The organism is Paraglaciecola sp. QJM3NY_14 (assembly GCF_056173245.1).
This window is the reverse complement of record NZ_CM149664.1, coordinates 4,535,336-4,560,858: the sequence shown is the minus strand read 5'-3', so window position 1 is coordinate 4,560,858 and position 25,523 is coordinate 4,535,336. Positions and strand designations below refer to the sequence as shown.

The following is a 25,523-nucleotide window of genomic DNA, read 5'->3' as shown; positions in this document are numbered from 1 at the left end:
TTAAGATTTTTTTTCTGTACTGCCCCTGAATTTATATATTTTGTTTTAGATAATACCTCTAGAAAAATTCAGTCACTGAACAAGCAAAACCGCCAGTCAATCGGCGGTTTTTTTACGCTTGAGATTGGCAGGATTGGTGTTAACCCATAAAGGGTTTTGCTATTCCTACGTAAGCCTCAAATATAAGCACTAGCCATATTGTGACCACCCAAGGTTTAACCCTTCTAAGGCTACGAACCATTTGCAGATTGTCAGCATCATCGTGGGAGTCTTGCAACATTTTAGCGTAGGTAATTGAGAACTCTTTTAGATTGATACGTATCATTAGCCCGCAAAAAATTAAAAACGCGAAACCCAGTAACTTAACGATTATCCAGGGGTTGTCAGCTAAACGCCCTGTGTTATAGGCGTATATGCTTGAGGTCACTAATGCCGCAATCATGGCCCAACGAAACAAGTAATCCATTTTGGTTAGCAAGGGAATATAGTTAGCGTTGTGCTTGTAGTGCAGCACTAACACCATGCTCAGCCATAAGGGACCAAGCAAAATGATTCCTATTAACTGCCAAAGTTCATGCTTGATGCCTAAGTAATGAGCAAGTATGCCCCCCACCGTGAGCATCAAACTCATACATATTTTAGGGATTAAATCGCAGCCAAGCATGATTTTGGCCGCAGTCAGACGCGTTTCTCTGCTGAGTTTGCTGTCGACGACAAATTGACTCGAGTAAAAAACCCCGACGTCACCGCCCAGCCAGTAGCAAAAAAGTAAAATATGGATCAAAAGAGCGATATCGTATGGGGTCATAAAGGCTTACTCATTTATTAACATAGTGATGCAGGTTAGATATAACCCACAGATGCAGCTAAGCACATGGCAATTATCAAATGTTAGGTTATTCATGTAAACATCGGGATTTATCGTATTAGCGTCAGCATAAGCCTAGGGAATGACCTCATAACTATACATACCCATATCGAGAAAGCGCTGGCTACTTGGGGCGGTTTCATTTAACGAAAATAGCGCTGGGCCCGTTGGCTCCATTAATAAATATGCCTCATCGTTTATTTGCATGCTTCTTTCATCCTTTTTAGCGGGAACACCTATGCCTAATAACGCATGGTTGGGTAAGTACAGCATCACTAACTCGATTTTTGGAAACAGAGCGCGTATCACGCTCGCCATCAACACAGATTTGCTGTCGCAGTCGCCACGATTATGACTTAGTAACGTTAACGGGGGCGAAAACCCAGCGCCATTGGAAGAAACGCGGCTTTCTAAATCATCATAAGGAATACTCTGTAACCAACCTAACAGTAAGTTCAAAAACGCCCGCGTATCTCCGCGTTCAGACGCTTCAGCATACATAGCTTCGGCAAATGGCTTTAGTACTTCCTGATTTTCCTTGATGTAACGCAAATGGTCCGGTTTGATGCCCTCCTGACTAAGGTAATCACTGAACCGCGCATAGTAGTGATCTGTTAAATATTGCTCGAATGCGTCATCCTTTACTTGCAGCAATTGTTTTTGATACTTTTTTGCTGATTCTTCAGAGCGACTTCTCACACTGATCTGCAGCGTTTCCCCTATGCGCTTTATGTCAATGCGTGCTTCTTTGGCGTCCATTTTGTTGCGCTCTTTAAGCATGGCAATTTGCTGATAGCGAGTGACCTGCTCAGGTACAAAGCGTTTGTGATGCGAAGTGTTGATGTCGTCTAGGGGCAAAGTGAACGAAAACTGATGTTTCTCTTGGTCCTTATCGCGCCATTTGTAGCTCAATTGGATATCGTTTTCGAGGGTGTTTTTACTAAAGCTTATTTGCTCGCCGTGGGCAAAGTGAATAGGACTGACAGATAACACGGTTATCGACATGAAAAAGGCCAATAGGCATTTTACATGCCTAGCCACAAAGCGGTTGGCTAAACCGCTTTTACGTGCGCGCGCAGTAAACTTCCTAGCTAAGAAGTTTTTTATGCAAGAAGCCATTACGCTCTACTGCGTCAACTAAAGGGATAAAACCCGCTGGGGTTGAGAGGTTGATATACCCTGTTTGACGCTCAAGTAAAATGTCATTGAATTGTGTCGGACGGCTCACAACAGGTGTGCAAGAGATATCAGTTGCGTCACCATTAGCAAAATGGCTAGGCCCGCCAGAGGCGGCAAACGCGATATCCAATTCGCTATGCTCGACACGAGTCGCGAATCGATACTGACTCAAATTTTTCATGACGAGCTGCATCAAGTCGCGTTCATTGTCTATGGTGTGTAATTTACGTCGTAAAGAGTCTGACGCATGGAAAATATCAATCAAAGTAGAACTCCGTATTAAAAAACAGGCTATTCGCTGTCGGTTCGGGCGTGAATAATGAAGTCGTTATCACTGTCTTGGGTAATGAGGATTTCTATAGGACTACAACACACCTGACAATCTACGATTTGCTGTTGATTAACATCGTTGTCTTGATCAATTTCTATATCATTGATTTCCATGCAGTATGGACAGCTGAATTCGGCATTTGATGTAAGGCTCATCGTTGTACTCCTATATGAGCCTTATATGGTAAAGGAAGATTGGGTAATCTTCCTACCGTTTATCACGCTTTATTTTTGAAAACTTGTTACATATTCCACAAACGCTTTATTTGCGACTTTGCGGTCTGCCGCAATTTTCTGCACTTCGGGTAATTCGTTCAGTTTAGCCATTAGGTTCTTAGCGCCTTGTGAGCCATCCAATAAATCAATGTCGAACAATTTGTAAGCGACACCAGAGGCTAAGTCCACGCTGTATAAGAACATAATATCCGCAGCGCTAAATTCATCACCTGCCACATAAGGCGAGAAAGAGGCAAGTCTGTTTAAACCGGTCATGCCTCTGAAAAGGGCGCGCTTCACTTCTTTGCGTGTTTCATCGCTGACTTTGCCACCAAAAAAGGCTTCAGGGTGACAGCGGCGGGCAGGTAGCTCTAAATATAGCTCTATAAATTTGACCAACTCCTTTACTCTGGCTTGAGCGAAAGGATCTGCTGGGTAGAGCGGTTTATCAGGATACTTAGCATCGAGATATTCCAAAATGATATTGGTTTCAACAATGATGCCGTCTTCAGTTTCTAGCGCAGGGACTTTACCCATGGGGCTTTTGGCTAAAAATTCAGGCTCTTGGTTGGGGTAAACGGTAACCACTTCGTAATCTAATTCTTTGTGGGCAAGGGCCAATTTGATCATATTGAAGTAGTTACTGACGTCGAATCCATATAATTTAAGCATGCGTATTCTCATTGTTGCGTATGAGTCTCTAGCTTGCTTCACCTCCTAGCAAGGAGCAATGTTATTTTCTTTATAGAAGAGTATAAGCAAAGGAGGGGGTATAATGTTGAAGCGGCTGCTAAGTCGAAGTCAATGGTCAGTAAAGACCTGAATAAACCCACATAGTGAGGTGTCAACGTATGTGGGTTTGATCAAATATTCAGCGCTACTTGGCTTGTTGCGCCGTGAGGTTGTCCAGACTGATGTGCTCGATTAAGGCTTGTCCATCGGCTGAAAACGTAATTTCATTGTACGGCGTTGACGGGAAAGCAAGCGCTGTCATCGACAACTCTCCGTCATTAACGAACAGTTCGATTGATGCCTTGTCATAAATGATATCGAACGAGTAGGTGTCTAATCCGGCACGAATTACACCCGCTTGTTGGTTGGCAAAATGTTCTTCAAATTCTGTCTCACCAGATTTTGCACGATCGATCGTTACAGTACCGGCGTTTACATCAAGGCGTATTGAAAGCAGTTCGTCGTTATTTTTGTAATCTAACGACAATGTATTCGCGCCTTGCCTTTTCACCTTCATAGTGACGCGGTGCGATTCCTCTATTGGACCGAGTAATGCAGATAAATCAGTGTCGCTGCTTACTTCAACATTATTAAGCTGTGCGACTTGATGGCTTATATTGTGAAGTTCAGTGATGGGCTGAGAGAAAAGAAGTGGGCCTTGTGCCGTCTCTTGTAACACTAGGTTACGCGGAGTTGTCATACTGCCACGCCATGCTTCGGTAGGGACGTCTCTTGCGTAAAGCCAGTTGTTCATCCAACCCATAAATAACGTGCGCCCGTCCGTATCTGGCACATTAGAGAATGTGACGCCGGCATAGTTGTCTGTGCCGTAATCAAGCCATATAGCTTCTTTTTGCTCTAAACGCTCAGAGAATTCAGGATCAACGGTGAATTTACTCCCGTCAAAGTCACCCACAAAATATTGGGTACCTGAACCTCCGTTGGGTGCCCCTGGGACTAAGCTCACCAGTAATACGTGCTTTGTCTCACCCGTACTGGCAACTGTCATCTCCAACAAATCAGGGCATTCCCATACGCCGCCATGGGCTCCTATTTTTTCGCCAAATGTACTTTCAACTTGCCAGTCGATCAGATTTTTCGATGAGTGAAAGCCTATATTATCCCCTTGCGCCAATGCCATAATCCACTTTTTCTGTGGGGCGTACCAAGATACTTTCGGGTCACGGTAATCCTTTAAACCAGGGTTTTTCATCACTGGATTTTGGCTATATTTGGTCCATGTTCTGCCTTTGTCCACACTATACGCTAGCCCTTGGGTTTGAAAGTCGAGCGTTCCTGCTTGTTCTCCTGCAACATCATGGTAGGTGAATAGCGCAACCATGGGAGGGTTGTCTTTTGTGCCCAATCCGGATGTGTTTTCCCAGTCAACCACTACGCTACCTGAAAAAATAGTGCCTAATTCATCTGGATATAATGCAACTGGAAGGTGCTGCCAATTCAGCATGTCTTTGCTAACCGCATGTCCCCAGTGCATGGGGCCCCAAATAGTTGACCCCGGGTGGTACTGGTAAAATAAGTGATATTCGCCCGCGTAATACACCATGCCATTCGGGTCGTTCATCCAGTTGGCGGGGGGCGTAAAATGAAAGTTTGGTCGGTGTTTTTCGTTACTTTGCATACTGCTATCCGAATTGACACGTTCAGATGCTGGATTTGTGGATGACTGGCCTGAACATCCGAGTAATACGCTAGCCATTAGGCCTAACATAACCGTCTTCATTGTTGACTCTCCTTTGTTGACTTAGTGAGTATCGCTGAAAGTGCTTCTAGGGATTTCCCCTTCGTTTCAGGCATTAATATAAATACAAATATGAGTTGTAGAACCATCATAAAAGTGAAAAACGCGAATACAGTACTTGGAGCATATTCTGATAGAAAATATGGCATAAACAGGGTGATTAAGGCTGCAAAAATCCAGTGCGTACCACTGCCAAGTGACTGTCCTTTTGAGCGTACCTTGTTGGGAAATATTTCAGCAATAAATACCCAGATTACGGCGCCCTGACCAATTGCATGGGAGGCAATAAAGGTAAATACGAAAAACACAACCATCATCCCGCCTTGCTCTGAATAAAACGCCCACGTCACCACTGCAAGTGACATGATGTAACCTAACGAGCCTGCATACATAAGTGTTTTTCGGCCTACTCGATCAATCAAGTAAATCCCAACAAAGGTAAAAAGTAGGTTTATCACACCAATCCCTGTGCCCGACAGCAGCGAGGCGCTTGTATCTAGCCCGGCTAGCTCAAAAACTCTGGGCGCGTAGTAAATAATAAAATTGATGCCTGATAATTGATTAAACGCCGCAAGCAAGAACGCCAACACAATAGGAAAACGATATGAGGTGCTAAATAAACGTCCTGAACGTTTATGTTGATTCTCATTAACAACCTCATTAACAATGCTTTCACTGTTCGTTTCACCCAGTGATATAAGGACTTGCTGGGCTTTAACCGAATCGTTTCCATGCAAAATTAACCAACGAGGACTTTCAGGGGCTTTCAATATCAACAGCAAGTAAGCCAACGCGGGTATGGCTTCCACACCAAGCATCATGCGCCAATCAAAGTCTAATAGACCAGACAGAACGAAGTTAGAAAGAAAGGCAATTAAAATACCAAACACAATTTGAAATTGATAAATCGCGACCAAGCGGCCTCGATGAGATGCCGGTGCTATTTCAGAAATATAAGCGGGTACCGCAATAGACGAAATGCCCACCCCAATGCCGCCAATAAAGCGTAATATCGCAAAGGTGTATGGGTCTGTAGCAAGGGCAGAACCCAAGGCAGAGACTAAATACAATATACCAATAGCTACTAGGGTGGGTTTGCGACCGTATTTATCGCAGGGATAGTTACCGCCTAGTGCGCCTATTACTGTCCCCCATAATGCTGCCGACATGATAAACAAACCGTGGAAGAGTGGTGACGTATTCCATAAGGTTTGAATTGGCTTATCTGCACCAGAAATTACCGCGGTGTCGAACCCAAACAGAAACCCTGCGACGGCGACCGTCATTGCCCAAAACGTGATTTTATTCACTGTACGTCCCTCTATCTTTGATTGCCTAAGCTAACGTTTACTGCGTTTATCATGCTATTTGAAAATTCTCTCTCACTGTCGCTGACATCCAAGGTACACAGCCCTTGCTCAAGTATTTGAAGTCAGCCAGAATAGCATCTTAAACGTTTAAGATTGATTTATAGTAACCCGCTGTCTTTTTATTGTAAATATTTTATAACAACTAAATAACACGCTATGGTCTGGACTTCGTCGTTGTGATTTTCATAGCCTTGTTCATTAAATGAGTTTATTAAATATGTTCATTAATGGATTGAAATTGGTTATTTTGTAGCGCGCCATAGGCTCCAGGATGGGTTTATTGGCATGGAGCCTGAAGTAAATACTAGAAAGAAGAGACCGCCTTTGCCTCGTTTGGACTTTTTATTCATCTGCATCAACTGAAATAACGCTATGCTCTTAAGGGTAAAATCATCAAAAAAAAACTTAATCTGAAACAAGTATCACAGCAACTCGGGGTATCTACCGCGACTGTGTCTAACGCGTTTAATCGCCCGGATCAGTTATCCGCTAAATTGCGGGAGCGCATCCTTCGCGAGTCAGCGGAACTGGGTTATCACGGCCCTAACTTTGCTGCTCGCTCATTGCGTAAAGGCCGGTCAGATGTCATTGCTGTTGTACTTGCTGATTCCATTAGTTATAGCCTGTCAGATCCGGTCGCCAGTCAGTTGCTACAGGGGGTTGCGGAGGTGTTGGGTGAAAACAAAAAACAACTCTTATTGCTCTCCAGTGAATCAGACGGGCTAGAGCACAGCAGTGCTGAGTCGTTGCCTGATGGCTTCATTTTTTATGGCACACCCAGTGGCGATATTTTTGCCCGAGTGAAACGCTCTGGTAAGCCAATTATTGCTGTAGACTTTGAAACCCACGAAGCTGAATCTGTCAATATTAACAATGAAGATGGCGCGTTCATCGTGGCGAATCATGCTTTAATTAATGAACCAAAAAACGTGGCTGTATTAGGTTTGCGTTTGGTGGATTCACAACGTATCTGTCGCCTCACTGACCAAGATATGCATGTTAAATCAAAAGAAATCTCTCGCAGTCGATTAAAGGGGTATTTGCGTGCATTTGATGAGAAGCAACTCACCATTTCCCCTAGTCAAATTTGGCACATTCCTCTAAATACCCCAGAGATGGCAGAAATAGCTGCCAAGGAAGCGCTGACCCTTAGCCCGTTACCTGAGGTCATTTTATGCATGAGTGATGTTATTGCGCTCGGCGTGCTAAGAGTGGCTAATGAGTTGAATATTGCAATACCAGAACAAGTGCAAGTGACTGGTTTTGACGATATACCTGAGGCGAACCGAAGTAAGCCTGGTCTCACCACTGTGTGTCAGCAAAGCTTAGAAAAGGGCAGGGTCGCTACCCGTTTACTCCTCGACAAAGATCACAATGACAGCGTCGTACTTGAAACGCGACTTGTGATTAGAGCGAGTTGCGCATAAGTTAGCAACTCGCTGCTCAGTTCTATTAAACGGGTTGAGCATTAAGTAGCCACATCACCTGATAAGGTGCAAGTTCAAGCTCTTGGGGGGCCGGAGAAACCCGTACCTCAGAAAGCAAATCGTGCCAAACATCACCACTACCTAAACCCAGAGTAGTACTTGATATCTGTTGCTTATGCTCGCTGAAATTGCAAATAGCTAACAATCTGGTGCCATCTTTTGCTGAGCGTTGATAGGCGAATAGTGCGCTTTGATGAGTATTGATAATACCCGTGGCGGCTTGACCAAATACGTTGTGGCGTTTACGCAACGCTATGAGGTTTTGCAAACCATTAGTCACCCGATTTTGCGGTGTGTCTTTTTTCTTACTGGCTTGAATGTCCGCGTCCGTCACGGCAATTCTTTGCACCCAACGCTCATCGTGTTTTTTGCTTTCGTCTTGTTCGTAGCTGTAATCATTCAGTAAGGCCAACTCATCCCCAGAATAAATAAGCGGAATGCCACCGATGCTTAAGATAATGCTGTGAACCAATAGTATTCTAGCGATAGCATGGTTAATCAGTGTATCGTTATTTTTTTGTAGGCCTTGCTCCAACCCGGCAAGCGAAGCCAAAGAGCCGCAAACACGGCAGTCACCGTTGCTGGGGTTTTCGCCAAAGGCAACGCCCGTGGCAAACGTGCCATCGAAGCGCCCGGTGTAGAATTGATTTAGGAAGCGACGATGGTCATAACCGTTTACGCCTTGTTGTTGGGCTACCGCATCGTCAAATGTCCAGCCAATATCGTCATGGCAACGAACATAATTCACCCAGGCGCAGTCAGGGGATATTTCAAAGCTTTTCTGCATAGATTCAGTCAATAAATGCGTGTCTCTGGTGGCTAGCGTGTTCCAGATAAGTGCCATAAGTAAGGGGTTGTAGGACAGCTGGCATTCTTGTTTGTCGATGTACTTCAAGACTTCATCAGGATGTACTATGGCTTCAGACTTAAAGACCACTGCAGGAGCAGCGATTTGCAAACAACTATTGAATGCTTGGATCAAGCTGTGCGCTTTATCTTGATTCTCACAGTTGGTACCCATTTCTTTCCAGATAAATGCTAACGCATCTAAGCGCAGCGCTTCGCAACCAAGATTGGCTAGGTAGAGCATTTCGTCAGTGATGGCATTAAATACAGCGGGGTTAGTGTAGTTCAGATCCCATTGAAAATTGTTGAATGTCGTCCAAACCCACTTATGGGCATCTGAATTCCAACTGAAATTGCCCCGACGAACTTGAGGAAATATTTCTCTGAGATGTTGCTCATACTCGTCAGGAATACGTTTGTCATCAAACATATAATAGTATTCTTGGAAGTGTTCGTCTCCTGACTTGGCCGCGACAGCCCATTTATGTTCATCCGAGGTGTGATTAAACACAAAATCCAATACGAGGCTGATGCCGGCATCCGCGAGTGCTATCGATAATGCTTCAAGATCGTTATTTGTGCCAAGTGACTTATTGACCTTTCGATAATCTGATACGGCATAGCCACCATCACTATCTCCCTCGGGAGAATCGTATAGAGGCATTAAATGCAAATACGTGATGCCGGTCTCAACTAAGTAAGGGATCTTCTGTTTGAGCCCTTTAAGGTCGCCCGCGAACAAGTCTACATAACACGCCATACCCAACATCTTTTCATCTTGATACCAATGAGGATCGGCCAATCTAGCTCGATCTTTTGCCTTTTGCGCCTTCGAACGCTTACTAAAGCCGTTGGCCAAGGTTTGTGTAAGCTGTTGCAGGTAGTAGAAAAAATCATACCTGTGACCGTATATATCAATGAGTAGCGAGAATAGTCGAGGAAACTGCTCATCCATTCGGCTGATAAATATAGCTTGGTCATGTTTGGGCATAGCGCTTAAATCTAAGCCGTCTAAAATACGCGTTAAGGTGCGTTTACTTTCAAGTTTTATATCCATGGTACTCAAACTGTCTAAAACGATTAAGTTAAAATGTTATGTGATTAATAGTACGTTTGTCACCCAGTGTAAATGATTTTCGCTTTATTTTTTACAGGGTGTTTACAAAATTAAATTTATTTGTTAATTTCGTTTTACATTATCTTAAACGATTAAGTTGTTGTTTACTAATCAACGTTAACATTTGCGGTTATTTATTGTTAATGGGCTAAGGTAAAAGCATATTGGCGACTTATTCACAAGCGTGTCTCTAGAGGCAAACGTTTTACTTTAAAGGAAATAAGCAGTGAAAAATGTTTCAAATTCAAGCAATGCTTCGCTTATTCGCTGGCTCACCTACTTGATGTTCATGATGTTTGCTATGACGTCTGACTCGGTGGGAGAGATCATTAAAGAAGTAAAACGAGAATTTGACGTCTCAAATACAGAGGCGAGTTTGATGCATTCGTTGTTCATGATTGGTATCGCATTCTCGGGGTTGTTTTTGGGTTTCTTGGCTGACAAGTTTGGCAGAAAGAGAACCATCATATTGGGTTTGTCCTTATTTGCTTTATCGTGTTACTTATTTCTAGTCGGTAATAGCTTCGAATTTATTTTAGGTCTCATTACTCTGTCTGGCTTAGCGGTTGGTGTTTTCAAAACAGCAGCCTTGGCACTTATTGGCGATATTTCTCGCTCTACAAAAGAGCACACTGGCACCATGAACGGCGCTGAAGCGTTTTTCGGTGTTGGGGCGATTATTGGGCCGCTGATTGTTGCCTGGATGGTCCGAGAAGGAGTTGACTGGAAATTACTTTATGTTCTTGCTGGTGGCTTGTGTACTTTGCTTATTTTAATGGCGTGGAAAGTCGATTATCCGGAGCATGTGCCTACTGCCAAAACCCACAAGCCGGTTAATTTCATGAGTAGTCTGAAATTGCTTAAAAACCCGTACGCTATGGGGTTTTCTATCGGAGCCTTTTTGTATGTCGCCGCTGAGAGCGCCATCTACGTTTGGATGCCAAGTTACCTAGTATGTGACGCGGTCAATATCTCAGATGCATTTTCTTGTTATACCAGCGGTCCCGAAAAAATGCTTGCTGTGTATGCAGTGTCTGTATTCTTTTCACTGCGAGCCGTCGGCCGGTTTGTGGGCATTTGGATGATGCAGCACTTTAACTGGGCCCTAGTGTTGATGTTATTTAGCCTGGCGATCACCCTGTGCTTCATGGGCGGCTTGGTGGGTGGTAAGAGCGTCGCTTTGTATCTTTTTCCTCTGACCGGTATTTTCATGTCGGTAATTTATCCAACCTTCAATTCAAAAGGAATTTGTTGTTTTGCTAAAAACGAACATGGCACCGTTGCGGGCGTCATCTTGTTTTTTACTGCTGCCGGTGCTGCTGCTGGGCCTTTCATTATGGGCATGGTTAGTGATGCTAACGGAGGGGACGCAAAATACGGGTTTATCGTTGCAACAGGTTTTTCCTGCATATTGTTTATCGGCTTATTACTCAACTTCATTTTCAATCCAACGGAAGGCCGTTTAGCCACGGTCGAAGAAGCAGAATATGGCGCTAAGCCATAGCCATATTGCAGCTAAGTGAAACGTTATTTAGAAAACTGAGCCGCTTTATCGCTTGGTAATAAATAAGCATCGAATTTCGATGTGGTATTAAAAGTTCAACAAATATTAGGCAACCAGCGAGCTGGTCGGCTTTTAACCGTATTACAGCGTCTATTCAACCATGCTTTGATTGAGTGCGTTGTAAAACAAAATAATGGGGTAACACATGAAGAACACACACTTTTTTAAACCAGCCTTGTTGTCTATCGCTGTCTCAACGGCTATGTATTCCAACGTCTCTTTTGCACAGGAAGCTGCGCAAGCTGAGGATGTAGAAGTCATCTCAGTCTCAGGTATTCGAGGTTCGCTTATCCGCGCTCAAGCGGTAAAGATGGAGAATACTTCAATCGTAGAAGCCATTTCAGCTGAGGACATTGGTAAATTACCAGACTCCTCTATCGCAGAGTCATTAGCGCGTTTGCCGGGTATGTCTGGTGAAAGAGTCGGTGGGCGTACCTCTGGTATCTCTATCCGTGGTTTTAAAGAAGATTTCACTGGTACCTCATTAAATGGCCGCGAGTTAATCGGCATTGGCGACAACCGCGGTGTAGAATACGACTTGTATCCGTCAGAGATCATGACAGGTGCTACCGTTTATAAAACAACAGATGCGGCGTTAATGGTGCAAGGCATTGGCGGTACAGTTGATTTACAAACTGTGCGTCCTCTTCAAGCTCAAGAAACCTTAACGGTTAATGGTGTTTATGAGCTTGCTGGCCGTGACTCAGACAACCCTGAATTTGATAATAAAGGCCATCGTTTATCACTATCATTCGTTGAAAAATTTGCCGACGATACTATTGGTTTAGCGGTGGCATTGGCGACCACTGAATCACCTAATAACCAGCGTAAATTTGGTGTGTGGGGATACAACCCACCTAATGAAGATGGCCATATATTACCATCTGGCTTGGATACTAATGTGCAAAGCCAAGTGCTCGACCGTGACACTGTTTCTGCCGTGTTGCAGTTCCAACCTAATGATAGCTTAAATATCGTTATTGATGCGTTGGATATCAGCTTCTCTGACTCAGGTATTATTCGCGGTTTTGTAGAACCTTTTGAAGCCACAAACGTAACAGGTACAGGCTTCAACACCACAGGTACGCAGATTAACGCAAACTCTGTATTGATTAACAATCCTAAGCAGAAAGACGGGGATTTATCTGTTTATGGTTTAAACGTGGAATATCACGTAAACGACAACTGGTCGGTTAAACTTGATGTAGCAAGAAGTGAATCAACAAAGCGCGACCTACAAGGGGAGTCATATTCTGGCCTTGCTCGTAATGGTGCATTAGACGCTACTGACCCATCTCAATTTGGTACACGTGAATTCGAGATGAGCCAAGACGGCATCTACTTTACCGGTTCGACGGGCTTAGAGGCATTCTCAGACCCAAGCGCTCTTCAATTAACTGGGCCGCAAGCTTGGGGCGGCGGTTTGAAAAACCTAGCAGATAATTTTGCAACAACAGAATTGATGGCTAATGGTGACCCATACAGTTATGTTCAAGCCCAAGATGGCTTTTTAAATTATGCTGATTTCGAAGAAGAGTTAACCACCTACAAGTTTGAAGTGGTTGGCTTACTCGACGGCGATATTTTCCATACCGTCACCGCGGGTATTAATTACAGCGACCGCTATAAGAGCAAAGACAACAAAGGCTTTTTCGTAACGGCCTCTTCATATCCTTTCTCTGATGCCATTCCTTCTCAATATGTGTACAACGGATTAGCCGACTTAACGTGGGCTGGCTTAGGTGAAGTTGTTGCATACGACGGTTTTGCTCCATACAACGATGGTGAGTATCAATATAATGATGCAGGTTTACTTGAACCAGACCGTTTAGGCGACACCTATGTAGTAGAGGAAGAAGTTACCACTATTTACGCGAAAGTCGATTTTAATACCGAGATTGCTGACTTCCCGGTAATGGGTAACGTGGGTCTGCAATACGTACAAACGGATCAGTCCTCTACCGGTTATAACGGTATTGTTGGGGCTAACTTTGCAGTGTGTGACGACGATAACGATCAACAAATTGATGAATCATGCGTTGTTTCTGGGGGAGATGAATACAGCCATGTACTGCCTAGCTTAAACGTCAGTGTGGAGGTTGGTGACAATCAATTTGTTCGTTTTGCTGCGAACAAAGCGATTAGCCGAGCGCGCATAGATCAAATGAAAGCGTCAAGCTTCGTGAAGTTTGACCAAAACATTACGCTTATCGCTATTCCTAACACAATTGAGGCGGTCAACGACTATGGTTCACCTTGGTCCAAATTTGCTGGTAACCCTGAGTTGCGCCCACTAGAATCCAACAACTTTGATTTGTCGTTCGAGCATTACTTCGAAGATGAAGGGTACTTATCAGCAGTTCTTTTCTATAAAGATCTTGTTAATCTAACCCAAGAAAGCAGTGGTGATAGCTCACTGATTAACTTCAGAAACGACGAAACAAACGACGGTGCTGATTACTACATTCCTGGTTTCCACGACAGATTAGCTGTGTTCACGGGTGAACATGATCCTGCCGGGGTTTTCTACAATGAAGGCGATTTAATCACTCCGCCTGATTACGGCACCTATTCATTCTTTGAAGATGGCCTCAAAGGAGAAGTAAAGGGTATTGAATTGACAGGTAACGTACCATTCAACATTTTCAGTGACAGCCTAGATGGCTTTGGTGTTGCGGCATCGGCTATTTTCATTGATGCAGAACTAGATGATGGTTCACCGCTTGTTGGTCAATCTGATCGCACTTATTCCTTGACTGCCTACTATGCCATGGACGGTTTTGAAATACGTGTCGCCGGTACCGATCGCTCTGATTACTCTACGTACCAACGTGGTGGCTCAAATAAAATTGAAACGGCCCAGCGTAACGGCGTAACCCTAGTCGATGCACAAATTAGCTATGACTTCGAAAACTCTGATATTGATTATCTCAAGGGGCTACGTGTTTCATTGCAAGGCACCAACTTGACTGACGTGGATGAGGAAACAGTCGATACCAACGGTATCGTAACGGCTCGTCGTCAATTTGGCCCATCTTATATGGTTAACGTTAACTACGCGTTTTATTAATTAAAACACTGCTACTCGGCCCCTCAGTTTGCTAACTGTTGGGGCCTTTTTTATGCGTCAGATTGTGCATTTAATGCATAAACATGAGTATGATACCAATCCTTTTAAACTCTCGCTGAGTGATCACTTATTAACGTGGAATGGTATGATAAGTCACTGTAAATTTATAGGGTGTGGAATATGGCAGCGCCAATACGCAAAGTAGTCATAGCAGGTGGTGGTACGGCAGGTTGGATGACCGCTGCCATGCTCAGTAAGGTTTTAAAAGAGCAGGTGGAGGTTGTATTAGTTGAATCCGAAGAGATTGGCATCATAGGGGTTGGCGAAGCGACAATTCCTCCCATACACACATTTAACACTTATCTAGGTTTAGACGAAAAAGAGTTTTTACGAGAAACGAAAGCGACAATCAAGCTGGCGATAAAATTCGAAAACTGGCGGGTCAAAGATGAGAGCTATTACCATACGTTTGGTGCGCCAGGTACGAACATGGGGTTTTGCAGTTTTCAACATTATTGGCTGCGCGCCAAGCAAGCAGGCATGACAACACCTCTGTGGGATTTCGATTTAAATTATCTGTGCTGTGAACAGCAAAAATTCAATAAAATCAATACTCAAAACCCAGTATACGAAATGCAATATGCCTATCATTTTGACTCTGGTTTGTATGGTCAGTACTTGCGCAAACTATCCGAAAAGGCGGGGGTAACCCGAATAGAAGGGAAAATAGAGCATGTGCAGCGTGACGAGCAGTCGGGTTTCATTACCGGCTTGCAGCTACATAGCGGCCAACAAATAGAGGGCGATTTATTTATTGATTGCACCGGCCAAAGAGGCTTGCTAATCAAAGGAGCAATGGGGGGCGAATTTGAAAGCTGGAGAGACTATTTACCAGCGGATACGGCATTAGCTGTACCCAGCGAACGCTTTGAGCGCACCTTACCTTACACCCGCAGTATTGCCCATGCGTCAGGTTGGCAGTGGCGTATTCCGCTAACGCACAGAAACGGCAACGGCATTGTATACAGTTCGTCGTATTTATCCGATGAAGATGCCCATCAAACCTTGATGAGTAATTTAGACAGCAAACCCTTGGATGAAGCACGCAAAATACAGTTTCAAACCGGAAGAACAACTCAGCAATGGCACAAAAATGTTGTCTCAGTTGGTCTCTCAAGTGGCTTTTTAGAGCCATTAGAATCTACCAGTATTCACCTTATTCAATCTGCTATTGTGCGATTATTAAAAATGTTTCCGAACGAGACGATCGAGCAAAGTGTGATCGATGCCTACAATGAAGAGTCCAAGGCCGAATTTGCCACTATCGCTGACTTTATTATTTTGCATTATCATGTAAATGAACGAAATGATTCAGATTTTTGGAAAGACAGGCGGGAAATGCCCATACCAGAGCGGTTAAAACAAAAAATCGCTCTATTCAAAAGTTCAGGGGCTATCTTTAACGAGCCTCTCGATATATTTAGAGATGCTTCTTGGTTACAAGTCATGCTAGGTCAAGGCATTGAGCCTCAGGGGTATCACCCCGCGGCTAACGTACCTAGCAAAAAAGAATTACTCGCAGTCATGCAGAAAATACAAACAGCCAAACAACAGCCCTTAGGGCAAATGTTATCTCATGATGAATTTTTAGCGCGTTATACCAAACAGGGTTAACGAGCCTTAATTTTGGGTTATACTGCGCCGGTCTTAATAAGTTGGGTGATATATGAAAGTTTGTGGTGTTGAATTAAACAGTAATGATGTAAATGTGTGTTTGTTGTCTTTGGCGGATGAGGTGTTCCAACTGCCGGATTTTCGTAGCCGTCGACTCACATTAACCAACATTAATAGCGCCAGTGATTTGCGCTATTTTCAGCAGACCTTCGCCAAGCTAATGGCTGATTACCAAGTGGACAAAGTGGTTATTCGCCAGCGCCCCATGAAAGGCAAATTTGCTGGTGGTGCTGTGGGTTTCAAACTGGAAGCGGCGATTGAACTTATCTCTGATTTAGACGTGGTGATCATGTCACCCACGGATATCAAAGAATCTTTACGACGTAACCCTGTACATATCCCGTATGCTGAGACTGGCCTAAAAGTATTTCAAGAAACTGCGTTTAATACCGCGTTTGCTTATTTGATGAAAGACAAGTACGCCCCGAAAGACGAGTAACTTGTTGCTATATCATTTAGTTTTTAAAAAAGGCGCTTAGCGCCTTTTTTTGTGCACGTAAGATAGCGCGCTATACGCATGTCGTTATCACATCACAGACAGTGATTTTAGAACCAAGCGTACGCCTAACCCCAGCGACACTAAAAATACGATTACGCCCAAACTATTGGCCACAATGCCATTGGTGTATTTGCCCAAAAGTGCCTTGTTATTCATGGTGTAAAGTAAGAAGGCAGCAATGATGGGGAGCAATAAACCATTGGCAAACTGAGCCCCAATAATAATATTGATTGGTTTAGCCCCACTTAGCGCAAAGATCATTCCCACTGCCAGCACGCTTAAGCTGATACCGCGAAATATTTTTTCTTTCATTTTGGCGTTTGGGTTAACGATTTCGGTGATGGCATAGGCTGTAGCCAATGGGGCGGTCAGTGAACTGCTTAGGCCCGCAGCTAATAATCCAGCACCCAATAGATACTTAGAAAAGCTGCCAAACAAAGGCTCCAGCTGAATCGCCATATCCGCTGCACTATTCGCCCCTAAACCGCGAGAGAATAAACTCGCAGCGGCCGTAGATACTATGAACATTGCCACCAAGCCACCTAAACCGATAGAGACCACTGAATCAGCGCGGGCAGCAGGCAAATCCGCTTCACCTTGCCAGCGCGCCTTTGCTGCAGAGGCGTGTAAAAATAAGTTGTATGGCACAACGGTCGTGCCGATTAAGGCGACCACAGTAATTAAACTATCATCCGGCAGGGTCGGGGTGAACATACCATGGAAAAAGGCGCCAAAATCAGGCTGGCTGACAATAAACGTGCTGATAAATGCCACGCCCATAAAAAGCACTAACACCATAAGCAAGCGCTCTACCTGTTTGTAACTGCCTCGCCAAAGTACTAACGCTGCGACAAGCGTGATAAGAACGATGGTCCAAGTAAACACAGTGTCGTTTGGCTCATCCAATATCGCACTCACTCCAAGCGCCGCCCCGGATAAATTGCCCGCCTCGTATGCGGCATTGCCACCGTAAAGCGCCATGGCAATCAGGGCAAACAGAGGCCATTTCCACATCGAATATTGCAAGCTATCGCGTAGCGCTTCACCCAGTCCCTTTTGCGCTATGGTGCCCAAGCGCCCAGACATTTCTTGGAAAATAATGGTTGAGACAGTGGCGAACAGTAATGCCCACAACAAGGTATATCCAAAATTCGCTCCGGCTAATGTGCACACAGTGACCGTGCCCGGGCCTATAAAGGCAGCGGCGACTAAGGCGCCGGGCCCGACATTCTTAAAAAAATTTAATGACGGCATATCAGGTATTTCCTATGTGCTCGCTTCAGCGAATCTAATTAAATTAAGCATTTTCAATGGTAGACGAGCTTACCCATTAGCTTTGTTGCTGTGTCAACTTAGCAACATAAAAAACCCTTATCAACAATATATCTACAAAATATTGATAAATTATCATTGTGTGGTTAGATTGACGTTAAGTACATTTCTACTTCGTTTCGCAAAGGAATTAAAAAATATGACGCGCACTGCCAGTGAGCAATCGATACCTAACCTTCATTCTTCATCTGATACAAATGGCTCAGACGCCAAGCGCTGGGATTTTTGGATCGACAGGGGCGGTACTTTCACTGACATCGTAGCGAAAACACCCCAAGGTCAGTTTCTAACGAGAAAGCTGCTGTCTGAAAATCCAACGGCCTACGAAGACGCTGCTTTGCAAGGTATTCGTGATTTTCTAAATGTTGAGGCCACTGCGCCTATCCCGAATCAATTAATTAGCAGCGTGAAAATGGGCACAACCGTGGCTACCAATGCGTTGCTAGAGCGCAAGGGCGAGCCCACTGTGCTTATTATCACTGCAGGTTTACGGGATGTGCTCGAAATAGGCTATCAAGTGCGTCCAAAAACCTTCGCCTTAAACATTGAAAAACCTGAAGTGTTGTATCAAGACGTTATCGAAGTGTCTGAGCGTTTCGACGATCAGGGAAACGAGCTAGTCGCACTATGCGAGGAGACTGTGCGCCAAGAACTTCAGCAGCGCTATGAGGCAGGGTTTCGTTCGGTCGCCATAGTATTAATGCATGCGTATAAATTTCCCGAGCATGAATTACGAATTGCGACGATTGCCAAAGAAATTGGTTTTAGCCAAATCAGTACCAGTCACGATGTAAGCCCCATGGTGCGTATTGTACCAAGAGGCGATACCACAGTGGTTGATGCCTATTTATCGCCTATTTTACGTCGTTATGTGCAACGAGTTGGGGCAGCAATTGGCGCTGAGACAGGCGCAGACACAAGTTCAAAAACAAGTACTGGTACCGATGAAAGCACTGCTATGGTTGAAGCAAAATCGGTGAGTAGTGATAGCAAGCGCCTGCAGTTTATGCGCTCATCCGGCGGTTTAACCGCAGCGAGTAAATTTCAGGGCCGGGACGCGATTTTATCTGGCCCAGCTGGTGGCATTATCGGGGCCGTGCGCACTAGCGAATTAGCCGGTTTTAATAAAATCATCGGTTTTGATATGGGCGGCACCTCTACAGATGTCTCTCATTGTGCAGGGGATTTTGAACGCGCCTTTGAAACCCAAGTGGCTGGTGTGCGCATGAGTGTACCCATGATGAGCGTGCATACGGTAGCCGCAGGCGGTGGTTCAATATTACACGTTGATGAGCAACGCTTTCGCGTAGGGCCGGAATCAGCGGGTGCATTTCCTGGCCCCATGTCTTATCGAAATGGCGGGCCGTTAACCGTGACCGATGCCAACGTGTGCTTGGGCAAAGTTGACCCGCGCTTCTTCCCTAAATTATTTGGGCCCCAGCACAACCAAGCTATTGATGATGCGGCCGTTAAAGCTGCCTTTGCAGAGATTGCCCAACAACAAAGCACGCAAAGCAGCCCAGAACATGTGGCTGAAGGCTTTTTGACCATAGCCATTGAACATATGGCCCAGGCGATCAAGAAAATTTCCATTGAGCGTGGCTACGACGTGCAGCAATACGCCTTAACCTGTTTTGGCGGCGCAGGCGGCCAGCATGCGTGTTTAGTAGCAGACCGCTTGGGCATGCAAACTATCTTTATTCATCCTTTTGCCAGTATTTTGTCGGCTTATGGTATGGGGCTGGCGGATATCCGCAGTCAACGCACGGAAACCTTTCAAAAAGTGATGGATCCCAGTGGCCTTGAGGCGCTCAATGCTGCCTTTGCTCGTTTAAAAGCGCACACCAGTAAGGAGCTTAAAGATCAAGGAATTGATGATGCCGAGCAAAGCCATAGCGCCACGGTATTTTTACGTTATCAGGGCACCGATACGACTCTGCCAATAAGCCAAGCCACTATTGATCAAATGCAGCAAGACTTCGAAGCTCAACACGCAGCTCAATATGGCTTTATTTCCCCTGATAAAGCCATCATCGTTGAGTCTATCTCTATTGAGTCTGCGGGTGGGGGGCAATATATTGATGAGCCTGTTTATCCTCTTGCTGAATCAGCCGTGCCTGATGCCCAGCACACGACCCAAGTATTTTCAGGAGGAGCGTGGCACAACACGCCTATTTATTCGCTAGCTGAGTTGCTGCCAGGTCATCAAGTGCAAGGCCCGGCGATTATTATAGAGGACAATGGCACCGTTATTGTGGAGCCAAATTGGCTTGCAAGCATGACCGAGCACAAGCATTTGGTGTTGAAAAAGAGTGCAGTCGACGCCTTGGAAAACAGCGACACTCAAAATACACCAGCGGTTAGTCATGAGAAAAGCGATCCTGTGCTGGTGGAAATCTTCAATAACCAGTTTATGTCGATAGCGGAGCAAATGGGTATAGTGCTGCGCAATACGTCATCTTCGGTCAACATCAAGGAGCGATTGGACTTTTCCTGCGCCGTGTTTGACGTGCAGGGTCAGCTAATTGCTAATGCGCCACATATTCCGGTGCATTTGGGGTCGATGGATGCCACGGTGAAAGTGCTTATTCAGAGCGGCCTGAGTATTGAAGTAGGTGATGTGTTTATTCACAACGATCCTTTCAACGGCGGCTCTCACTTACCTGATGTGACGGTGATCACCCCTATCTTTGATCAGCAGAAAGAAAACGTAATGTTCTTTGTGGCCAGCCGCGCGCATCACGCAGATATAGGTGGTATCGCACCAGGCTCTATGTCACCGAAGGCTAAAACTATTATTGAAGAAGGCGTGGTGATCCCGTGCATGAAGTTGGTCTCAAAGGGGCGCTTTTTGCATGACGAGCTGCAAGCATTGATGCAAGGTGCGACTTATCCGGTACGTAATTTCAACCAGAATGTGGCCGACTTACAGGCTCAAATCGGCGCTAATCGCCGAGGTTATCAAGAGTTACTTAAATTAGTCGATGAACACACCTTGGGTGTAGTGAACACCTACACCCAACATATTATGGATAATGCTGAAGAAAGCGTAAGGCGCACCATAGACACTCTGCAAGGCGGCGAGTACCGCTACGAAATGGATGGCGGCTTACATATTTGCGTGAAAGTAGCAGTGGATCACGCTAATCGCAGTGCCAGCATCGATTTTACTGGCACGAGCCCCCAGCAGCCGAATAATTTCAATGCGCCTGGGGCGATTACGCAAGCCGTTGTGCTTTACGTATTTCGCTGCCTGGTCGACAGTGACATTCCGTTAAACGCAGGCTGCATGCGTCCACTCAGCATTATTGTGCCAGAGGGGTCAATGCTTAACCCCGTTTACCCCGCGGCCGTGGTTGCCGGTAACGTGGAAGTCAGCCAAGCGGCGACTAACGCATTGTTCGGGGCTTTGGGTGTGCTCGGCATGAGCCAAGGCACTATGAATAACCTGACGTTCGGTAATGCGAAGTATCAATATTATGAAACCATTTGCTCTGGCGCCCCTGCTGGTCCTGGATTTGATGGCGCAGCGGCAGTGCATACCCACATGACAAACTCACGCTTGACGGATCCTGAGATTCTAGAGTCTCGTTACCCCGTATTGTTGGACAAGTTTATCGTACGCAGAGGTTCGGGCGGCAAAGGCCAATGGGATGCGGGTGACGGTATCGAAAGACGCATTCGCTTTTTAGCGCAGATGCACTGCGCAATATTGTCTGGCCATCGGGAAGTCCCGCTAGCCGGTGTTAATGGGGGGGATTCAGGTGAACTTGGGCATAACTGGATTGAGCGTAACGGCCAGAAATGGTTAGATTTGACCGGCAACGGTGAAACCCAAGTACAAGTAAATGATGTGGTGGTTATTCAAACGCCTACTGGCGGCGGGTTTGGCAGCGTGTTTGATAAAACGACTGATAAAAAAACGGTAGACGAAAAGATAGAAGACAAAAAGAGAGAAGCCAAAAAGAGAGCAGACAAAAAGACGCAAGGTAAAAAGATAGATACCACTGGGCAAGGAGAGTAACGATGAGCGATAAGGATAAAACGACTAAGGGCACAGCTGAAGTCACTGATCGCGAACGAACTGACGTCGAGCGCTCTGATACCCAAAGCACGGATAATCAGAGAAAAATCGTCTCCTCTGAGCATTTGGCCAGTGATGGAAATTGGCCATTATCTGAAGTCGAATATGGTATGACGGTGGTGTACAACGCGTTTTCACAGTGGATGGTGCGCTGCGCTAATGCAGCCGGAATTGGTGAGTTGGCGGTGCTAGATATTTTGATACTGCACAATATCAATCATCGAGGGCGCGAAAAGCGTTTGAACGACATAGCCTTTATGCTGAATATTATTGATACCCACACAGTGAATTACGCGCTTAAAAAGTTGCTAAAGCTTGAGTTAGTCATCGGCACTAAGCGTGGTAAAGAGATTTTTTACGCCACGTCTGACAAGGGGAAACTGGCTTGTGAGGAGTATGGTCGCGTTCGTGAGCGATGTTTACTTGATGGGCTAGGTATGCTCGATATCGACCAACAAGAATTAGCTAAACTGGCGTCCACATTGCGTTCAATGTCAGGTTTATACGACCAAGCATCGCGCGCAGCGGCATCTTTGTAACAGCATGTATAGATTAAGCCGTATTTAGGATGAAAGACGGCTCAAAAATGCGGTTAAACTCTTTCTTGGTAGCATATTAACACTTCTATAACATCTGAATATGGTCCTCCATAGCTAGATTCAATTTACCTTTTTGCTAACTTGGTGGCATGGTTCATGTCATTCGTGCCATCCCTATCCACCGCGTTCTTCCGCGGTAACGATAGGGAGGCGCTGTGAAGATACTAAACCAGCCATTTCGAGTAGAGAGCAAATATTGTGTCCGAAGCCTTATCTGTCACCACTTCTATCCACGGCAGCGTTGCCGTCATTTGCTTTAATCGCCCCGATAAACTAAATGCTTTTGATGATAGTCAGCGTAAATCCTTTCGTGAAGCCGCGAACAAGGTCAATGCCGACGATAGCATACGAGCTGTGGTGCTGATGGGGGAAGGCAGAGCCTTCAGTGCAGGCGCCGATTTAAATGAAGTCATGCCTGATGAGCTAGATGTAGAGCAGGGCTTGATACAAGAATATAAACCCGCGTTGATGGCGATAACGCAGGCACCAAAACCTTGGATTAGCGCCGTCAATGGCGCAGCTGCAGGCATTGGTAGCGCGTTCGCAATGGCATGCGATTTAACTATCATGGCCGAGAATGCCTATATTTATCAAGCTTTTAGCGCCATTGGTTTAATACCTGATGGTGGCGCTACTTGGCATCTTGCGCAAACGGTGGGGCGCAAACGCGCTTATGAGCTGATCGCGCTGGGTACCAAATTAAGTGCAACGGAGTGCCTGCAACTAGGACTGTGTAATCGTGTTGTACCAAACGCTGCACTACTGGATGAAGCTATGGCACTGGCTAACGAACTCAGTACTAAAGCGCCATTAGCATTGCGTTACGCTAAAGAGGCGTTACATGTTGCTACGCAAAGTAACTTGAGTGATACGTTTGACCATGAAGCCAAATTACAAAAAATATGTGCCAACAGTGAAGATGCCAAAGAGGGCAGTAGTGCATTTTTAGCTAAGCGTAAAGCGAAATTCACCGGTCGGTAGTCGTACTAACATGAGGACGTGGCGGCATATTTTGGGTAATGCGCCGTAGGTTCTAAATTATTGATATAGGAGTAGTTAATGGACAATACAACGGTACTGCATAGCTTATTTGCAGGTAACGAAGCGCACCCTGATAAGCCCATGTTCCATCAACCAATCGACCGCCAATGGCATACCTACACATGGGCCGAAGTGACTGAGCAGGCCAAGCGCATTGCTCAAGGCTTGCGCGCTCAAGGTTTCGAAAAAGGCGATCGTATTGTCATTATGTCGAAAAACTGCGCTGAATGGATCATCGCTGACTTCGCCATTGCTATGGCGGGGATGGTCAGTGTGCCGATTTATGCCACCGCAGGGGTGAATATTATCGAGCACGTGATTAATCACAGCGGCGCAAAAGCGATATTCGTGGGAAAGTTGGATAATCTCGATGCAGCCAAAGCGGCGATTCCTAGTACGTTATTGAGTATATCTTTTCCTTACCCCACGGTTGAATGCCATGAAAAGTGGAATGATTGGCTAACAGCATTTGAACCTATTGAGGATCCATATCTGCCAAGTCACGACGATTTGGCGACGATTTCTTACACGTCGGGCACCACGTCTTTGCCAAAAGGGGTGGTATTGAGTCATAAAAACTTCTCTTCTGCAGCGGACAACGTCATCAAGCTCTTTGAGATTAGAGACGGTGATCGCTCAATCAGTTATTTGCCTTTGGCGCATATTACCGAGCGCAGCTTAGTGGCGGTATTTGTGCGCTGTAAAGTCGAGGTGTATTTTACTGAAAACCTACAAACATTCGTGGCTGATATTCAGCACGCGAGCCCTACAGGGTTCTCGTCGGTGCCACGCTTATGGTCGGTATTTCAGGCTCAGGTCATCAGCCAAGTAGGCGCTGAAAAGCTAGATAAAATGCTCAAATTGCCAATTATTGGCAAATTGGTCGCCAGTAAAATTCGCAAAAAACTCGGGTTACACAAGGCCCGTACCTTTGGCTCAGGTGCTGCGCCTATGTCTGAATCTGTTTTGGCCTGGTATCACCGTTTGGGTATTCCAATCAACGAAGGGTGGGGTATGACGGAAACTACAGGTCTTGCCAGCGGCAATATGCCTTTTAGTCATGAAGACTTGGGCACAATTGGCAAACCTATGCCCAATATTGAAATGACCCTCTCTCCTGACAGTGAAATTCTGATCCGCGGTGATTTGGTGTTTAACGAATACTATAACGACCCAGAAGCCACAGCAGAGAACTTCGTTGACGGTTGGTTTAGAACGGGCGATGTGGCGACCATTACAGAGACAGGTGCCTACAAAATCACGGGGCGCATTAAAGAGCAGTTTAAGACAGCAAAAGGCAAGTATGTGATGCCAGTGCCTATTGAAAGCCTGCTTTTTGCTAACTTAAATGTGGAGCAAGCGTGTGTGCTTGGAGCAGGACAAAAACAACCAGTGGCCATGGTGGTGCTTAATCAGTCGTGCAAGCGTAAATCAAGTGAAGTGATTAAATCTCTGCAAGACACGCTAGCGAAAGTGAACAGTCAGTTAGAAAGTCATCAAAAACTCGATTTCATTATGGTGTGTAGCCATGGTTGGACAGTAGAGAACGATTTACTGACAGCCACCACTAAGGTTAAGCGCAGTGATGTAGAGCGCCACTATAGTTGGTTATTTGATGAAGATCGTGGTGAGGGCATACTATGGGAAGAAGACTTGCACTAGGGGCTGTTGAACGTTGGACTATGTTTTTTGACTT

The 25,523-nt window shown here is 45.3% G+C and carries 18 protein-coding genes; 9 read left to right on the top strand and 9 right to left on the bottom strand.

The window, feature by feature from the left end; translation table 11 throughout:
* Positions 1-139: 139 nt before the first annotated feature.
* The 7 genes from AC0VYA_RS19370 to AC0VYA_RS19340 form a co-directional block, all read right to left on the bottom strand.
* Positions 140-808, bottom strand: coding sequence for a hypothetical protein (locus tag AC0VYA_RS19370; RefSeq protein WP_475489355.1), 669 nt, complete (start codon positions 806-808; stop codon positions 140-142).
* A gap of 135 nt (positions 809-943) precedes the next feature.
* On the bottom strand, positions 944-1,873 hold the full coding sequence (locus tag AC0VYA_RS19365; protein ID WP_475489354.1) for a hypothetical protein: 930 nt from the start codon (positions 1,871-1,873) through the stop codon (positions 944-946).
* Positions 1,874-1,955: 82 nt separating this feature from the next.
* Positions 1,956-2,312, bottom strand: a complete 357-nt coding sequence (locus tag AC0VYA_RS19360; RefSeq protein ID WP_011576535.1) for a hypothetical protein — start codon at positions 2,310-2,312, stop codon at positions 1,956-1,958.
* Between the two features lie 26 nt (positions 2,313-2,338).
* Positions 2,339-2,533 carry a zinc ribbon domain-containing protein gene (locus AC0VYA_RS19355; protein WP_007985042.1) on the bottom strand — a complete coding sequence of 65 codons (195 nt, stop codon included), beginning with the start codon at positions 2,531-2,533 and terminating at the stop codon, positions 2,339-2,341.
* A 69-nt stretch (positions 2,534-2,602) separates the two neighbouring features.
* Entirely contained in the window at positions 2,603-3,265 is a 663-nt protein-coding gene (locus tag AC0VYA_RS19350) for a glutathione S-transferase family protein (protein ID WP_041714621.1), read from the bottom strand.
* Positions 3,266-3,470: 205 nt separating this feature from the next.
* Positions 3,471-5,066, bottom strand: coding sequence for a glycoside hydrolase family 32 protein (locus AC0VYA_RS19345; RefSeq protein WP_475489353.1), 1,596 nt, complete (start codon positions 5,064-5,066; stop codon positions 3,471-3,473).
* Positions 5,063-6,394: a sugar porter family MFS transporter gene (locus AC0VYA_RS19340; RefSeq protein WP_475489352.1), complete on the bottom strand. Its 1,332-nt coding sequence runs from the start codon at positions 6,392-6,394 to the stop codon at positions 5,063-5,065. Before AC0VYA_RS19340 ends, AC0VYA_RS19345 begins: the two co-directional genes overlap by 4 nt.
* Before the next feature lie 512 nt (positions 6,395-6,906).
* Here AC0VYA_RS19340 and AC0VYA_RS19335 point away from each other — a divergent pair.
* Positions 6,907-7,881, top strand: coding sequence for a LacI family DNA-binding transcriptional regulator (locus AC0VYA_RS19335; protein ID WP_011576531.1), 975 nt, complete (start codon positions 6,907-6,909; stop codon positions 7,879-7,881).
* Between the two features lie 25 nt (positions 7,882-7,906).
* Here the strand turns inward: AC0VYA_RS19335 and AC0VYA_RS19330 are convergent, their stop codons facing one another.
* Entirely contained in the window at positions 7,907-9,844 is a 1,938-nt protein-coding gene (locus AC0VYA_RS19330) for an amylosucrase (RefSeq protein ID WP_475489351.1), read from the bottom strand.
* A 343-nt stretch (positions 9,845-10,187) separates the two neighbouring features.
* Between AC0VYA_RS19330 and AC0VYA_RS19325 the strand changes: the two genes are divergently transcribed.
* The 4 genes from AC0VYA_RS19325 (at position 10,188) to AC0VYA_RS19310 (ending at position 16,711) form a co-directional block, all read left to right on the top strand.
* A complete protein-coding gene (locus AC0VYA_RS19325) occupies positions 10,188-11,408 on the top strand; it encodes an MFS transporter (protein WP_475491099.1) in 1,221 nt (406 codons plus the stop codon).
* A gap of 205 nt (positions 11,409-11,613) precedes the next feature.
* A complete protein-coding gene (locus AC0VYA_RS19320) occupies positions 11,614-14,538 on the top strand; it encodes a TonB-dependent receptor (protein WP_011576528.1) in 2,925 nt (974 codons plus the stop codon).
* 180 nt (positions 14,539-14,718) lie between these two features.
* Entirely contained in the window at positions 14,719-16,212 is a 1,494-nt protein-coding gene (locus AC0VYA_RS19315) for a tryptophan halogenase family protein (RefSeq protein ID WP_475489350.1), read from the top strand.
* A 52-nt stretch (positions 16,213-16,264) separates the two neighbouring features.
* Positions 16,265-16,711, top strand: coding sequence for a DUF3010 family protein (locus tag AC0VYA_RS19310; RefSeq protein ID WP_475489349.1), 447 nt, complete (start codon positions 16,265-16,267; stop codon positions 16,709-16,711).
* Between the two features lie 87 nt (positions 16,712-16,798).
* Here the strand turns inward: AC0VYA_RS19310 and AC0VYA_RS19305 are convergent, their stop codons facing one another.
* On the bottom strand, positions 16,799-18,025 hold the full coding sequence (locus AC0VYA_RS19305; RefSeq protein ID WP_475489348.1) for an Nramp family divalent metal transporter: 1,227 nt from the start codon (positions 18,023-18,025) through the stop codon (positions 16,799-16,801).
* A 217-nt stretch (positions 18,026-18,242) separates the two neighbouring features.
* Here AC0VYA_RS19305 and AC0VYA_RS19300 point away from each other — a divergent pair, with 217 nt between their 5' ends.
* From AC0VYA_RS19300 to AC0VYA_RS19285, 4 genes are all read left to right on the top strand, one after another.
* Positions 18,243-22,127 carry a hydantoinase B/oxoprolinase family protein gene (locus tag AC0VYA_RS19300; RefSeq protein ID WP_475489347.1) on the top strand — a complete coding sequence of 1,295 codons (3,885 nt, stop codon included), beginning with the start codon at positions 18,243-18,245 and terminating at the stop codon, positions 22,125-22,127.
* Positions 22,128-22,129: 2 nt separating this feature from the next.
* A complete protein-coding gene (locus AC0VYA_RS19295; RefSeq protein ID WP_475489346.1) occupies positions 22,130-22,726 on the top strand; it encodes a winged helix DNA-binding protein in 597 nt (198 codons plus the stop codon).
* Between the two features lie 258 nt (positions 22,727-22,984).
* Entirely contained in the window at positions 22,985-23,767 is a 783-nt protein-coding gene (locus AC0VYA_RS19290; RefSeq protein ID WP_475489345.1) for an enoyl-CoA hydratase/isomerase family protein, read from the top strand.
* Between the two features lie 78 nt (positions 23,768-23,845).
* Positions 23,846-25,489: an AMP-binding protein gene (locus AC0VYA_RS19285; protein ID WP_475489344.1), complete on the top strand. Its 1,644-nt coding sequence runs from the start codon at positions 23,846-23,848 to the stop codon at positions 25,487-25,489.
* Positions 25,490-25,523 lie beyond the last annotated feature (34 nt).

Coding starts and splice junctions, on each gene's coding strand:
- AC0VYA_RS19295 (WP_475489346.1), top strand. CDS start 22,130: ATGAGCGATAAGGATAAAACGACTAAGGGCACAGCTGAAGTCACTGAT.
- AC0VYA_RS19345 (WP_475489353.1), bottom strand. CDS start 5,066: ATGAAGACGGTTATGTTAGGCCTAATGGCTAGCGTATTACTCGGATGT.
- AC0VYA_RS19310 (WP_475489349.1), top strand. CDS start 16,265: ATGAAAGTTTGTGGTGTTGAATTAAACAGTAATGATGTAAATGTGTGT.
- AC0VYA_RS19355 (WP_007985042.1), bottom strand. CDS start 2,533: ATGAGCCTTACATCAAATGCCGAATTCAGCTGTCCATACTGCATGGAA.
- AC0VYA_RS19285 (WP_475489344.1), top strand. CDS start 23,846: ATGGACAATACAACGGTACTGCATAGCTTATTTGCAGGTAACGAAGCG.
- AC0VYA_RS19330 (WP_475489351.1), bottom strand. CDS start 9,844: ATGGATATAAAACTTGAAAGTAAACGCACCTTAACGCGTATTTTAGAC.
- AC0VYA_RS19305 (WP_475489348.1), bottom strand. CDS start 18,025: ATGCCGTCATTAAATTTTTTTAAGAATGTCGGGCCCGGCGCCTTAGTC.
- AC0VYA_RS19300 (WP_475489347.1), top strand. CDS start 18,243: ATGACGCGCACTGCCAGTGAGCAATCGATACCTAACCTTCATTCTTCA.
- AC0VYA_RS19365 (WP_475489354.1), bottom strand. CDS start 1,873: ATGTCGATAACCGTGTTATCTGTCAGTCCTATTCACTTTGCCCACGGC.
- AC0VYA_RS19320 (WP_011576528.1), top strand. CDS start 11,614: ATGAAGAACACACACTTTTTTAAACCAGCCTTGTTGTCTATCGCTGTC.
- AC0VYA_RS19370 (WP_475489355.1), bottom strand. CDS start 808: ATGACCCCATACGATATCGCTCTTTTGATCCATATTTTACTTTTTTGC.
- AC0VYA_RS19315 (WP_475489350.1), top strand. CDS start 14,719: ATGGCAGCGCCAATACGCAAAGTAGTCATAGCAGGTGGTGGTACGGCA.
- AC0VYA_RS19350 (WP_041714621.1), bottom strand. CDS start 3,265: ATGCTTAAATTATATGGATTCGACGTCAGTAACTACTTCAATATGATC.
- AC0VYA_RS19325 (WP_475491099.1), top strand. CDS start 10,188: ATGTTCATGATGTTTGCTATGACGTCTGACTCGGTGGGAGAGATCATT.